Annotated in this window: 15 protein-coding genes; all 15 read right to left on the reverse strand. The window is 58.1% G+C overall.

Annotation, left to right across the window (positions count from 1 at the left end; genetic code table 11):
- Nucleotides 1-86 precede the first annotated feature (86 nt).
- Nucleotides 87-926 carry a WecB/TagA/CpsF family glycosyltransferase gene (locus HGP16_RS15975; RefSeq protein WP_168841112.1) on the reverse strand — a complete coding sequence of 280 codons (840 nt, stop codon included), beginning with the start codon at nt 924-926 and terminating at the stop codon, nt 87-89.
- A 254-nt stretch (nt 927-1,180) separates the two neighbouring features.
- Nucleotides 1,181-1,708, reverse strand: a complete 528-nt coding sequence (locus HGP16_RS15980) for a hypothetical protein (RefSeq protein ID WP_168840997.1) — start codon at nt 1,706-1,708, stop codon at nt 1,181-1,183.
- A complete protein-coding gene (locus HGP16_RS15985) occupies nt 1,705-2,073 on the reverse strand; it encodes a hypothetical protein (RefSeq protein WP_168841113.1) in 369 nt (122 codons plus the stop codon). The genes HGP16_RS15980 and HGP16_RS15985 overlap by 4 nt, the downstream gene beginning before the upstream one ends.
- Nucleotides 2,074-2,087: 14 nt before the next feature.
- Entirely contained in the window at nt 2,088-2,684 is a 597-nt protein-coding gene (locus HGP16_RS15990; protein ID WP_168840998.1) for a rod-binding protein, read from the reverse strand.
- A gap of 134 nt (nt 2,685-2,818) precedes the next feature.
- Nucleotides 2,819-3,235, reverse strand: a complete 417-nt coding sequence (locus tag HGP16_RS15995) for a hypothetical protein (RefSeq protein WP_168840999.1) — start codon at nt 3,233-3,235, stop codon at nt 2,819-2,821.
- A gap of 166 nt (nt 3,236-3,401) precedes the next feature.
- Nucleotides 3,402-4,154 (reverse strand): flagellar biosynthetic protein FliR, encoded by a 753-nt coding sequence (fliR, locus tag HGP16_RS16000; RefSeq protein ID WP_168841000.1) that lies wholly within the window; start codon nt 4,152-4,154, stop codon nt 3,402-3,404.
- Nucleotides 4,151-6,238 carry a flagellar biosynthesis protein FlhA gene (gene flhA / locus HGP16_RS16005; RefSeq protein WP_168841001.1) on the reverse strand — a complete coding sequence of 696 codons (2,088 nt, stop codon included), beginning with the start codon at nt 6,236-6,238 and terminating at the stop codon, nt 4,151-4,153. The genes fliR and flhA overlap by 4 nt, the downstream gene beginning before the upstream one ends.
- Nucleotides 6,239-6,390: 152 nt before the next feature.
- On the reverse strand, nt 6,391-6,657 hold the full coding sequence (gene fliQ / locus HGP16_RS16010) for a flagellar biosynthesis protein FliQ (protein ID WP_112506729.1): 267 nt from the start codon (nt 6,655-6,657) through the stop codon (nt 6,391-6,393).
- 29 nt (nt 6,658-6,686) lie between these two features.
- Nucleotides 6,687-7,175, reverse strand: coding sequence for a flagellar hook assembly protein FlgD (gene flgD / locus HGP16_RS16015; protein WP_168841002.1), 489 nt, complete (start codon nt 7,173-7,175; stop codon nt 6,687-6,689).
- Entirely contained in the window at nt 7,163-7,615 is a 453-nt protein-coding gene (flbT, locus tag HGP16_RS16020; protein WP_168841003.1) for a flagellar biosynthesis repressor FlbT, read from the reverse strand. The genes flgD and flbT overlap by 13 nt, the downstream gene beginning before the upstream one ends.
- Nucleotides 7,612-7,959: a flagellar biosynthesis regulator FlaF gene (gene flaF / locus HGP16_RS16025; RefSeq protein ID WP_168841004.1), complete on the reverse strand. Its 348-nt coding sequence runs from the start codon at nt 7,957-7,959 to the stop codon at nt 7,612-7,614. The genes flbT and flaF overlap by 4 nt, the downstream gene beginning before the upstream one ends.
- A gap of 37 nt (nt 7,960-7,996) precedes the next feature.
- The gene (locus HGP16_RS16030; RefSeq protein WP_168841005.1) at nt 7,997-9,049 is read right to left on the reverse strand and encodes a flagellar hook-associated family protein; all 1,053 of its coding nucleotides are present in this window, start codon (nt 9,047-9,049) and stop codon (nt 7,997-7,999) included.
- A gap of 3 nt (nt 9,050-9,052) precedes the next feature.
- Nucleotides 9,053-10,543, reverse strand: coding sequence for a flagellar hook-associated protein FlgK (gene flgK / locus HGP16_RS16035; RefSeq protein WP_168841006.1), 1,491 nt, complete (start codon nt 10,541-10,543; stop codon nt 9,053-9,055).
- A 24-nt stretch (nt 10,544-10,567) separates the two neighbouring features.
- Nucleotides 10,568-10,879 carry a hypothetical protein gene (locus tag HGP16_RS16040; protein WP_168841007.1) on the reverse strand — a complete coding sequence of 104 codons (312 nt, stop codon included), beginning with the start codon at nt 10,877-10,879 and terminating at the stop codon, nt 10,568-10,570.
- Between the two features lie 289 nt (nt 10,880-11,168).
- Entirely contained in the window at nt 11,169-11,840 is a 672-nt protein-coding gene (rem, locus tag HGP16_RS16045) for a transcriptional activator Rem (RefSeq protein ID WP_168841008.1), read from the reverse strand.
- Between the last annotated feature and the right edge of the window lie 262 nt (nt 11,841-12,102).

The following is a 12,102-nucleotide window of genomic DNA, read 5'->3' on the forward strand; positions in this document are numbered from 1 at the left end:
TCTTCGCCGAATCTCTGAACCGCGCTATCCTATTGTTTTTATATAATTTCGACCGGAAAGTCGCCCAGCGTTTTCCAGGAAGTACTCTAACTTGCTAATTTATCCGGAGAGGCGATACGCCGCTGTGACAGCTGTTGCGGCTCCGCGCGAAGGACACGCTCCTTGCGGCCGAACTGATGCCTGATGACCTGATAGAGGAAGAGCGGTACGCCCAGAATATAGCGCCGCCACAGCCTGCCCGGCTCACGAGTCAGGCGGAACAACCACTCGCTGCGCATCGCACGCACGAGCGTGGGAGCCCGCGGCACGGTTCCGGACACGAAATCGAACAGGGCGCCGACGGTCAGCACCAATCGCGCATGCTGCGGCCCGACATGCTCGGCGACCCATTTTTCCTGCAAAGGCGTTCCCATGCCGACGATCAGCACATCGATCTTCTGCCGGCCGATTTCCGCGGCAACGGCGCTGCTTCTCGCGGGATCGAAGAAGCCATCGGAAACGACAATGTACTCGTGCCACGGCGCATGCCGGCGAAATTTCTCCGCCGCATTTTCGACAACCGAGCGCTTGCCGCCCAGCAGGCCGATCCGCTTCGTCCGCTCCATGAAAGTCAAAAGCGCGGGCACGAAATCCGTACCGTTCAAGTTCGCCGGAAATGGCTCGCCATGAGCGACGCGCGAGGCGATGTCGAGGCCGACGCCATCGGGGAGCACCAGATTTTGCTCAAGGACGTTGCGATAGCTGTCATCGCGCAGCATGACAAGCATATTGTGGGCATTGACGAAGGAGATCGAGGTCTGTCCGACCGGCAGGGATGCAAGTTCATTGACGAAGGTCAGGGCATTATCCCAATCGAGATCGCAGACCGGCAGATCGAAGATCATGCGGCGCGACGCAACGACGGCAAAATCGGCAACCCGGTTCAATCCAACAACCTCCTGCCCGACATCGCAAACACGCATGATGCCGGGAATAACAAGGCTCATGCAGCTCACCGTTCATCGGTGCGGCGGCTACGAGACGTCACTGGGAGGTGTTTATAACGAGATAAATCCAACGTTCCGTTAGGATGGAAAGTGGGATTTTTCGGAAACCATCAAGGATTCATTAATGTATCACCGGCCCGAGCCCGGCTTTGCCGCCTTGGAGTGGAGCGGCATCCCGCAACGCCAGGACACCCTTACTCCAGCGGCACCTTATCCTTCGCCGCGTCCTGCACGATCTTGACCGGCTTGACCGTTTTCCTGCCGATGCTCTCCCCGCCATGGGTTTCTTCCTTGGAGAGATAATCAAGCTGTTCGATCAGCACGTCGGCGACATAGTCGCCACCGAGCCGCTCGTTCATCCGTTTCTTCAGGTCGCTGCGAAAGGCGGCGACATCAAAGTTCTGCGTATGCGCAATGTCGATCACCTTGTTGCCGATCAGCAGCGAAAAAAGTTCATCCGTCGTCAGTTCCGGCAGGGGTATCTGAAGTGCATTCGCCTTGCCCTTCTCCATCATGAAGGAGATGCGCGTCAGGAAGTAGCCGGTCACCTGGCCGTTGGCGATGACGGGAACGTTGATCGATTCGCCCTTGATCAGTTCCTGCTGCGCCTTCTTGGCGTCGTCAGGGCTGATTGCGGGCGCCGTCGCCACCTGCACCGAAAAATAGACCGAGGCCAATGTCACGGCGCAGACCCACAGGCCGGTGAGAGCGAGCTTGATCATCCGGCCTCACGGACGCGGAATTGCTCCTGCGAATAGGTGCCGTCCGCGTCGGCGTTCTGCACGGCATTTTTCAGAATGTCGGCGACGGCGCGCACGGCCTCGAGATGGGCTTCGACCCGGCGGGCGTTCAGAACCAGCTTCTTCTTCAGATCGTGCAGCTGCTCGATATGGGTGGCGGCAAGATCGGCCGGATCGGTATCGCGAAACAGCATCGACAATTCGTAGAGGCAGCGGCTCTTGTGCGCATTCGATACCTTGAGATCGAATTCCGGGTCGGTGCCGATCCGGTTATTCTCATTATCGATAATCATCTCCAGGCGGCCAAGGACAGACTTGATCCGATAGTCCTGCGACATCATTTCCATGTTTGCTACCTCGCTCATGCTTTCTGGGACGTCAAATTATTCTGATTGGTGATGCTGGCATTGCCGTCATTGTCGGCATCCGCGGCGGCGAGCGTCTTGCGCTGAAAATCGGTAATCGCGCTCAGAGCCATTTTCTTGTCGTTTTCATCGGTCGCAGCGTTGAGGGCGCCGGTATTGCGCATCTTGTCGACCTGTTCCTTGTACATCTTCTCGGCAATGCCAACGCCGCCATTCTTGGCGAGCGTATTGCCCATTTGCTCGGCCATCATGCCTTTCCAGATCTCGCCGGCCGAACCCTTGCCGTAGAGCGTCTCGCTGCTCGGCAGCATGTTCTTCACGAAATTCTGCAGCACCATGGCTTCGAACTTGCGATAGGCCTGCGGCACCTTCGTCCCGGCCACATGCGTGTTGGCATTGGCAAGGCCGGCCTGGGTGGCCGCGCTGTTCATCGCGTCCACCGTCGCGCCGAAGCCGTTGCCGTTCTCGGCGAGGCTGGTGGCGGCAAAGGCGGCCCGGTTGGCTGCAAGCTTGGCCTGCGCAGCCTCGACATCGGCGGGATTGGCCGCCTTGACGACATCGAGGACCAAATCACTCGGAGGCGAAATAGCCACGTCACGTCTCCTTCTGCTATCGCACACCCTGAAAATGCGCGGCTCAGCGCTCATCCCAGGACATGTCGAATCAAACTGTCAGAGCAGATCGGCAACCCAACGATGCGAATCCTGCTCCATGATCGCGATGATTATTATTTTTGAACCTTGCTGGAGGCTGGCGTTGCGGCGGCGAAGCGCTGATCGATGATGTCGTAGACCGCATTGTCGTCGGCCTCCCGCGTTTCGAGCTCGCGGGCATCCTTCATATGCTCTTCGAGCCGGTCGGCCTTGGTGCGCTCCTGCTGGACCTTCATCTGGATGAGCGTCTGGATGCTTTCCAGCTGCTGATCCCTAATCATCAGACGGCCGTAGCGCTCGGCGTAGTGGATCGAGAATGCCATGTGCACGGGATCGACCGAGCCGATGGCAACCATGACCCGCTCCATCGATTCCGTGACCTCCGCGCGCTGGCGGGTCGTATCGGCAAGCTCGTTTTCCGCTATCCGCTCCAGATGGCGTTGCACCGCGACCAGGCGCTTCAATTTTTCAGACCGGTTTTTCTCCGCCATCGTCTACCTACCCGCCGGCTGCCTTTTGCCGGCTCTGCCCGAACCGGGCCTGTCCATTTGCGGGATAGAGCGGTTCAGCTTTCCACGGAATCTCTGAATTGCTCTAGCTCTTTATTTCATCGCAATTCCGGACAGAAAACCGCTGCGCGCTTTTCCTGGAATTGCTCTAATGCCCATTGAAGACCGTGAGAAACGCACTGGAAAACTGACTGACCAATGCCGCGATGCTGAGATAGAGCATGAACAGCCCTCCCATCAGCAAATACGGCGTGGAGATGAAATAGATCGGGATCTGCGGCGCCAGCTTGTTGATGAAACCGATCGAAATCTGGAACATCAGGCCATAGAGCAGGAAGGGGCTTGCGAGCCGCAGCATGATGAAGAAGGTGGTCTCCAGCGTATCCGTAATCGAGATCAGAGCGGCTCGCGGCTCGATATGACCGCCCAGAGGAACCACGGAATAGGAATCGACCAGCGCCTGCAGGATATAATGGTGAAAATCGAGGATGAAGAGCATCATCAGCCCGCAAAAGCTGATGAGACTCGTGAGCGACGTCTCGCTTGACTCCTCGACGATATCCGCACCGCCCGGCGCGTTGAAGCCGATCAGCATCGATATGCTCGCACCGGCGAATTGCAGGCCCAGCGTATAGATTCGCGCCATCATGCCATACATCAATCCGATGACCGTTTCGGTGAAGATGAGGCCGATAAAGCTCGCGTCGCCCTTCGACACCTGAGGATAGATCGTGTTCCAGAGCAACGGTAGAATCGCCATCGACAGGGCCACGGAAAGAAGCAGCCTGATCTGCGGCGGGATACGACCCGATGAAAATCCCGGGAGGACCATCATGCAGCCGCCGATGCGGCAGAAGGCGACAAACAGCGCCAGAATGGTCCCCTGGGGGTCTGAAATCATGAAATCGAACCTAGAATCTTGATCTCGATCCCCTTGGCCAGTTCCACATGCGACAGGACCGGAAGGGTCGCGAACAGGCGTTCGATGATCATGCGCACATAGGAGCGCGTTTCCGGCGACGTGACAAGAACGAAGGGCATGCCTCTGTCCATGTATTCACGGATAACTTTGCCGGCTTGCTCGCTGAATTCCTCTAGGCTGCGCGGATCGATGTCGAATTCGACGATTTCGCCCTTCTGGTCGCGTTTCAGCGCCTGATGGAAGATGAGGTCCCATTTGCTGCCAAGACGCAGGACGCGCAGCACGCCATTGTCAGCCAGATCGCCGCAGAGCTGCTGCGCCATGCGCACGCGCACGTGTTCGACGATCTGTTCCGTCTTGCGGACATGCGGCGCCAGTTCGGCGACCGCTTCGAGGATGAGGTGCAGGTTGCGGATAGAGACGCGCTCGGCGAGCAACAGCTTCAGCACCGCCTGCAGGCCGGAATAGGACATATGCGACGAGCAGATCTCGTCGGCGAGCTTCTTATATTCCGGATCGAGGCGCTCGATCAGGATCTTCACGTCCTTGTAAGAGAGAAGTGCCGGCAGGTTGTTGCGGATGACCTCGCTCATATGGGTGAGCACGACGGACACGTTGTCGATCGGCTGGAAGCCTTCGCGCTTCAGATCCTCGGTGAAGGCCTCGAGAACGGAAACGGCGGGCATGCCGAAAGCGGGTTCGCGAATCTCGTCCCCCGGTACGGTCGGCTTGCGGCCCGAGCCTGTGACGACGAGCACTTCGCCGACACGCAGCACGTTGGAGGCAATGGTCGTGCCGTGGATGCGGATCTGATAAGACTTGTCGGCAATCGCCATGTCGTCGATCACCTTGATCTCCGGCACGACGAAACCGTATTGCGTGGCGAATTTCTTGCGCATCTTGCCGACGCGGAAAGCCAGTTCCTGATGGGCGCCGAGCAGGCGGGTGGAGACGATCTTGCCGAGCGCCAGTTCGATCTCCGCGGTCTTCAGCACCGATTTGACCGAATCCTTTTCCATTTCCTTCGTCTGCATCACCTTCTGCTCTTCGGCGTCGCGGCGAAGCTTGTTCTCGGCTTCGATCTGGCGCGGAATGAACCAAGCACCGGAGGCCATCAGGCCGCCGAGGAAAACGAAGGGAAGGAAGGGCATACCGGGCATGATGGCCAGGATGCCCATGAGGACCGCAGAGACGGCGAGCGCGCGCGGATAGCCGCTCAGCTGATTAACGACGGCCTGGTCGGTCGAGCCGGACGTACCGCCGCGTGAAACGAGAAGGCCGGCAGCGAGAGAGACGATAAGCGCCGGCATCTGCGACACCAGACCGTCACCGACGGAGAGCTTGACGAAAACGTCCGCAGCCTGACCGATCGGCATGCTGTGACGGAAATAGCCGATGATGATGCCGCCGAAGATGTTGATGCAGGTGATCAAAAGGCCGGCAACCGCGTCGCCGCGCACGAATTTCGAGGCACCGTCCATCGCGCCGAAGAAGGAGCTTTCCTCTTCCAGTTCGCGACGGCGGCGCTGCGCTTCCTTTTCATCGATCAGGCCGGCCGACAGATCGGCGTCGATTGCCATCTGCTTGCCAGGGATGGCGTCCAGGGTGAAGCGTGCGCCGACTTCCGCGATACGCGTCGCGCCCTTGGTGATGACGATGAAATTGATGGTGATAAGGATCAGGAAGACGATCAGACCGATGACGAAATCACCCGACATCACCAGGCTGGAAAACCCCGCGATGACGCCGCCGGCGGCATCATGCCCTTCATAGCCGTGCGAGAGGATGACGCGCGTCGTCGCGATGTTGAGCGACAGACGCGTCATCGTGGCAATCAGCAGGATGGTCGGGAAGGACGAGAATTCCAGCGGCTTCTTGATCCAGAGCGCCACCATGAGGATCAGCACCGAGAAAGCGATCGAGAAGGCCAGCCCGAGGTCGATCAGGAATGGCGGGATCGGCAGGAACAGCACGCACAGGATAACCATAATACCAAGTGCGAACCCGATATCGCGTACACTGGGATTGGCTTTGGGAAGTGCTATTGCGGGTGGTTGTGCCATCGACCGGTTCCGTCTCTTCATGAGAGGAGGCAAACGGCTGACCCGCCTGCCCTATTGGAACCGAGCTTTAGAAGTCGAAGCTTGCGCGAGCATGGCCTATGGCCATCTATGCCCGTATCCGAAGGCCGCCGCGGCCTTTGGACCTTCTCTGGCTAGAAGCCCGACTGGATGCGCGAGAAGACGAGATTGGTGAAAATCGAAATCTGGGCGCCGACGAACGGAGCCGAGATGCCGATGGTGACCATGACCGCCACGATTTTCGGCACGAAGGTCAGCGTCGCCTCCTGCACCTGGGTCAGCGCCTGGATCAGGGCGATCACCAGGCCGACGACCATCGCCGCCAGAACCGCCGGACCGGAAGCCACCAGCACCGTCCAGATCGCCGCCTGGAAGATATCCAACGCATCGGCTTCATTCATGGCATCTTCACTCCCGGTTCAGCGGCTCCTCATGAGCCGCTGGTCGACGAATCGCTGCTGCTACTATCGCTCGAGGTGGCCGTGGTATCAATGGTCGTGCCTGCCGGAGCGATCGTCACGCCGGCCTGGATCAGGATCTTGTCGCCGGCATCGGTTTCGGCGATAACACCGTCCGTATAGACGCTTACCTGTTTGATCGTGCCCGTGGTCTTGCCGTCGGCACTCATGATTTCCTTGCCGATATAATCCGACGCCTGCGAGATCCACTGGTTCTGCAACACGGTTTCCAGATGAGAGTTCGTCTGGATCTGCTGCTCGACCTGGGAGAAGCTCGCCAGCTGCGAAATCTGCTGGCTGGCGTCCATCGGGTCCGTCGGATCCTGGTTCTTCATCTGTGCGATGAGAAGCTGCAGGAAGTCGTTGTAGTTCAGGCTGGCGCTCGCCGATGCGGAAGCCGCATTTTTCGTGGCAGTGCTGGAGGTGTCCGTGCTGCTGTTGACGGCGTCTACCGCTGCCATGGCGCGATCTCCCGACGGATATGCTCGATCGTTGCCGCCGGCATTTCCTGGTTGTTCAGAATATTGTCCTCGATCGGGTAGAGAGCGCGGATCGCCTTCAACGCGTCGAAAGCGCGGCCAGTGGCGACGAGGCCGTCGATACGCTTCAGCTCGGCCAGCACTTCCTCGTTGTGGAAGCACGAAAGCAACATGACGATCGACTTGCGGAACATGGTCGTCGACTGCTCCTTCCCCTCCGGATTGACGAGGATCATCTGCGCGATGAAATATAGCTGGCGCAGAGGCGTCGTCGCGTCTTCGGGCTGGAGCACGTGGTTCTCAAGCAGGAAAGTCACATCATTCAGGAATTCCAGGGCAACCTTGCGATCGACGCGCAGGACGGCCCCGTTGATAAAGATCTTTTCCCCGGCTTTGAGCGATATGCGAAGCGTACTTTTCATTTAAGTCCATCCCTGATGATGGTGGTGACATCGATGATGCCTTGATAATTTTCCGACTGGCGCCGCCGGATTCGATCACATTCCTTCAAAATCCAGATGGCAATCGAGATGAGGCTGGCACGTAGTTCGACATTGAGCTGGTTCTCCGGACTTTTGAGGTCCTCGACGAAGCTGACCCATACGCGTCGCGTATAGAAGAGCGCTTCGATCGCTTCGCGGCCATATTTCCCCGCATCACGGGCCGCGGCGAGGAGAGCTATCGACCGGTCCAGAACTTGCCGTTCTCTTTCCTTGGCGTCGGCCACCGCATCCTGCATGACTTCCGCATATGAGAACTGATACATTTACGCATCCTTCCTGGTCATTCCGTCCCTTTGATCATCAAAGGTAATTTACAAGGCTGAGCTGCTGGATCTTTGAAACAATAGTGTAAGCGGTCTCGAGCTGGGTCTCGAGGCTATTGACCTTGGTCGAAGCCTCATAGGGATCGACCCCCGTCAGATCGCCCAGGCTGGTATTGAGAATGGTCTTCTGGGCATTCAGCGTCGTGTTCGCATCCGAGAGGCGCGACTGCGACAGGCCGAGCTGGCTTGACTGGCTGTTCAAGCCGTCAACCGCCTGACGCGAGTAGCTGATGGCCTGATCGGTCACCGCATTCAGCGCGTCCGAACTCAGGGCCGGCGTCGTTTTCATCAGCGCATTGGTGACGCTGGTTGCAAGTGCCAGATAGCGAATGCCGGAGGAATTCGAGTTTGTCGACGTCTCTACCACTTCCGAATTGCTGATGCGGCTTGTCATATTCTGGTCCGACGCGCTCGACCAGCTTGCCCAGCTGCTATCGGAGGTGAACATCGGCTCGACCTTGGTGGTGATGAAGTCCTTCATCTGGGCGCCCGTCAGATCGCTTGTCGAAGTTACCGGCGGGGTCTGAGCGGCCATATAGGCGGTGAGCGCGGTCTGGATTGCCGTGTTCGTCGCGGCGGATTTATCCGTCATCGGCTGGACATCGGTATTGGTGCCGGCGAAGAGATATTCACCGTTGACCATGGTGTTGGCAGAAGCAACAACGCTCGAAAGGGTGGACGTCGCGGTCGACTGCGTCAGCGCTATGCTACTGCCATCCGTGTTTCCGCGCAGGGCCACCAACTGGTCCATCAGCTTCTGCGCCTGGCTACCCATATCGCTCAACGCGGTCTGCGAGGAGGTCATGCGCTGATTTGCGATGGAATTACTGCTGAGAATAGAGTCGATCCTCGACACTTCCCGCGTCAGGTTCACGCTGAGCGATGTGCCGCTGCCCAACGAAACCCCGATGTCGGCGTAAACGCCCGTGGTTGCTTCTGTAGAAGCACTGGTCATCTCATTCTGCGCCTGACGGATCGTCTGACGCATGGCGTTCTGAATGGCCGTGCTCGAAATGAAAGAAAGTTTCATGGCTTAGCTCGCAATATCCAGTACCGATTGAAGCATCTCGTTGACAGCGTTCAATATCTTCGTTCCAGCCTTGTAGGACTGCTCGATATCCATCATCAGCGTCAGTTCCTCATCGAGATTGACGCCGGTCGCATTCGAATAAGCGCCCGAAGAGCGCGATAGTGCCGCGGATGTGTTCTCGGCCGCAGTCGTTGCCGTGCTGCGCTGACCTTCGAGCCAGCCGATGGAACTCGATGCATAGTCCATGAGGCTGGCCCTGGTATCGGAGCCGGCCGTGGCATCGAAATCCATCTTCGTATTCATGGCAGTGATAAAGGCGTCCAGCTGAGTGGAATAACCGGTGCCACCGCTGGTATTCTTCGTGTAACCCGTCACTCCAGTCGCGGTATCGTTATTAATACCACCATCACGCAGCAATGTCGGGTCGCCGCCTTGAGACGTGATTAACTTCGGATTAACGGTTATCAAGCCAGCCAGGCCGGTGACTGCGGTAGCACCGGTCGGAACGCTGCCGCCGCTCCAGGTAAACAGGCCGGGCAGGGTCGGCTTTGCGGGATTACTGTTGGTTTCCGCAAACGTGGTCACCAGGCCGCGCGCGATCTCATCGAGCTGCTTCTGGTAGGTCGGTGCGACATCGTCCCGAACCTGCAGCGCCGCCTGAAGACTGCCCTGCGCCGTCGTATTCGCGCCTTGCCCAGACGTCAGCGCGACGCCGTCGATATAGACATTGTTGCCGACCGTGCTGGCCGTATAGGAATTCGTCGGTTGAAACGTCACCGTGCGCGGAATGGTTTCGAACAGGGTCGTTCCGCTCGTGGTGTAGAGCGCCATGTCGTTGTTGCCGCGCGTCACCGTCGTCACGCCGACAATCTTCGAAATCTGGTTCAGGATCGAATCGCGCTGGTCGAGGGCATCGGCAAGGGCGCTCGACGTCGGCCCGGCGGTCGTCGTGGCCGTCTTCACCGCATCGTTCGCGGTCTGGAACTGCTTCAACAGGCTGTTCAGCGTATCGACGTCGGAGCTGATCTGCTTGTCGGCGTCGGTGCGGGCGCTCTGTACGGCGGTCGTGGCATTGTTGAGCGCGGTCGAAAGGCTTTGCGCGGCATTGATCGCGGATTGAGCCGCCGTGGTGCTGGATGGCGACCCGGCATAGGTCTGCATCGCATCCTGAAATGCCGACAGATAGGTCGCCGGAGAAATCTCGTTGTCGTTGCCTCCGAGCGTAGCCGACTGAAGGTTGCTGTAGGCTTTCAGAAGCAGTTGCTGTGCCGAGTCCGATGACGACGAGCTGAGATAGGCCTTCTGTAGCGCCGGCTCGCTGCTGCGGTCGATCTTGACCACTTGGGCGCCGGCCATATCGGTGGTCAGCATCGCCTGACGACGCGAATAATTCGTGTTGCTGGCGTTGGCGATATTGTTCGACACGACGCTGCTCTGCGTGCCGGTATTGTTGAATATTGCCTGCGCGTTATTGAGAGCTGTTGTGAGCGACATGACTGACTCGATACCCTATTCGTTTTAGCGCCGCAGAATGGCCGATGGCGCGCCGGAAGTGACGGAATAGCCTGTCAGAGCGAGGCCGGCGAAGGTCACCAGATTGTCGTTGGCACGGGACGGATGACCGCCTGGGCGAGCCGGAAACGACCATCTGCAAGCATACTGGAACACGCGGACACCGCTGTGGCGGAGATCGGGACCGGTGGCCGGAACATGCAAAACACCCGCCCCGGTTACACCGGCATGATGAGACGACATCGCCACGGCAACGCCTTCAAAAGCAGCGCTCAGGCGAGCTGCCCGTGCATCCACTTCCGCAAATGCGGTCTTCATGCTGCCGAAATTCCTCATCTGGAATCCTCGTTATCCTTCATACGACTGAGAGTAGGTGGCGGGCCTTGCGTGAAGCTGTCTGAGAGGACGAAAAGCCGGCCATCGCGAAAAGCTGCTCCGCAAGCGTCGTATTGCGGCTTGATCGCCGGCGGCGCTCGCGAAAATCGTAAGGAACGACGCACCTACCGCGACGATGACGACCCCACGGATGCAAAAGAATAGGCCCGAGAATCGGGGTGATTCTCGGGCCTATTCATGAATTTAGCATTCTGGATGCCGATTGAAGACGTCAACTCCAGTCGATGCAGTAGCCGAGGAAGCGCTTGGAATCGACCGGATCGAAACCGAGCTTCTTGCGCAGTTTCTTGCGCAGCTTCGAAATATGGCTTTCAACCACGTTTTCTTCGACTTCTTCGTCGAAGATGCCGTAGATGGCGTTAAAGATCTGCGTCTTCGTCACCCTGCGACCGCGATTGGCGATCAAGTATTCGAGGATGCGGCGCTCGCGGCGCGGCAAGGCAAATACGGAACCGTTGACTTCCGGATCACGACCGTCAGCGAAAACGCGTATCGGGCCGATATCGGTATAGTTGTTGATCGCCTTCAGCCTACGGCGGATCGCGGCGGCCCTCGCCAGGATCTCCCGGGGATGCACCGGCTTGCGCACGACATCGTCGACGCCGCAATCGAAGAGTGCAAGGGTGGCTTCCAACGACGGCTGGTCGCTGACCGCGATCACAGGCGCCGTCGTCCGATCGCGAATCGCCCTGGGAAGCTCGAGCACATGCTGGCCCTGCCCGATCAGGAAGGCTTCAACGGCAGCAATATCGCCCTCTGCCGCCGTCGTTACCCATTCGCCGAATTCGCGTGGATCAAACCCCGTGGAAGGGATGCCCTCGCGTCCAAACAGTGATGTATATCCGTCCTTAACAAGCTCTCGCTCATCAACCACTACGATCATTCGTCCGCCTCCGAATCAGTGTGGTGTTTCGATGAACCATGAGTACGAATCGGGCGAATCACGAACAACTGTCGGAAATGAGTGACGGGAATTAATAATTGATTAACTTTGGAGGGGCGATTTGCACTAGATGTAGTAGGTGCTCTGCGTTTTACACCGATAAAAAACTTGTTCGTTAGCGTATTATTAACAAGCGCATTTTGGGCAAATCAACGGCAGTCAACAACCCCAATTGAGTTAGCACCGGCTAACCAGAAGGCAT

The sequence above is a fragment of the Rhizobium sp. P40RR-XXII genome (assembly GCF_012641405.1).
GTDB lineage: Bacteria > Pseudomonadota > Alphaproteobacteria > Rhizobiales > Rhizobiaceae > Rhizobium.

Bases quoted from the DNA above. Each gene is read 5' to 3' on its own strand.
- HGP16_RS15980 (WP_168840997.1), bottom strand. From the start codon at position 1,708: ATGATCAAGCTCGCTCTCACCGGCCTGTGGGTCTGCGCCGTGACATTG.
- HGP16_RS15995 (WP_168840999.1), bottom strand. From the start codon at position 3,235: ATGGCGGAGAAAAACCGGTCTGAAAAATTGAAGCGCCTGGTCGCGGTG.
- flgD (WP_168841002.1), bottom strand. From the start codon at position 7,175: ATGGCAGCGGTAGACGCCGTCAACAGCAGCACGGACACCTCCAGCACT.
- flgK (WP_168841006.1), bottom strand. From the start codon at position 10,543: ATGTCGCTCACAACAGCTCTCAATAACGCGCAGGCAATATTCAACAAT.
- flbT (WP_168841003.1), bottom strand. From the start codon at position 7,615: ATGAAAAGTACGCTTCGCATATCGCTCAAAGCCGGGGAAAAGATCTTT.
- rem (WP_168841008.1), bottom strand. From the start codon at position 11,840: ATGATCGTAGTGGTTGATGAGCGAGAGCTTGTTAAGGACGGATATACA.
- HGP16_RS15985 (WP_168841113.1), bottom strand. From the start codon at position 2,073: ATGGAAATGATGTCGCAGGACTATCGGATCAAGTCTGTCCTTGGCCGC.
- fliR (WP_168841000.1), bottom strand. From the start codon at position 4,154: ATGATTTCAGACCCCCAGGGGACCATTCTGGCGCTGTTTGTCGCCTTC.
- fliQ (WP_112506729.1), bottom strand. From the start codon at position 6,657: ATGAATGAAGCCGATGCGTTGGATATCTTCCAGGCGGCGATCTGGACG.
- flaF (WP_168841004.1), bottom strand. From the start codon at position 7,959: ATGTATCAGTTCTCATATGCGGAAGTCATGCAGGATGCGGTGGCCGAC.
- flhA (WP_168841001.1), bottom strand. From the start codon at position 6,238: ATGGCACAACCACCCGCAATAGCACTTCCCAAAGCCAATCCCAGTGTA.
- HGP16_RS16040 (WP_168841007.1), bottom strand. From the start codon at position 10,879: ATGAAGACCGCATTTGCGGAAGTGGATGCACGGGCAGCTCGCCTGAGC.
- HGP16_RS16030 (WP_168841005.1), bottom strand. From the start codon at position 9,049: ATGAAACTTTCTTTCATTTCGAGCACGGCCATTCAGAACGCCATGCGT.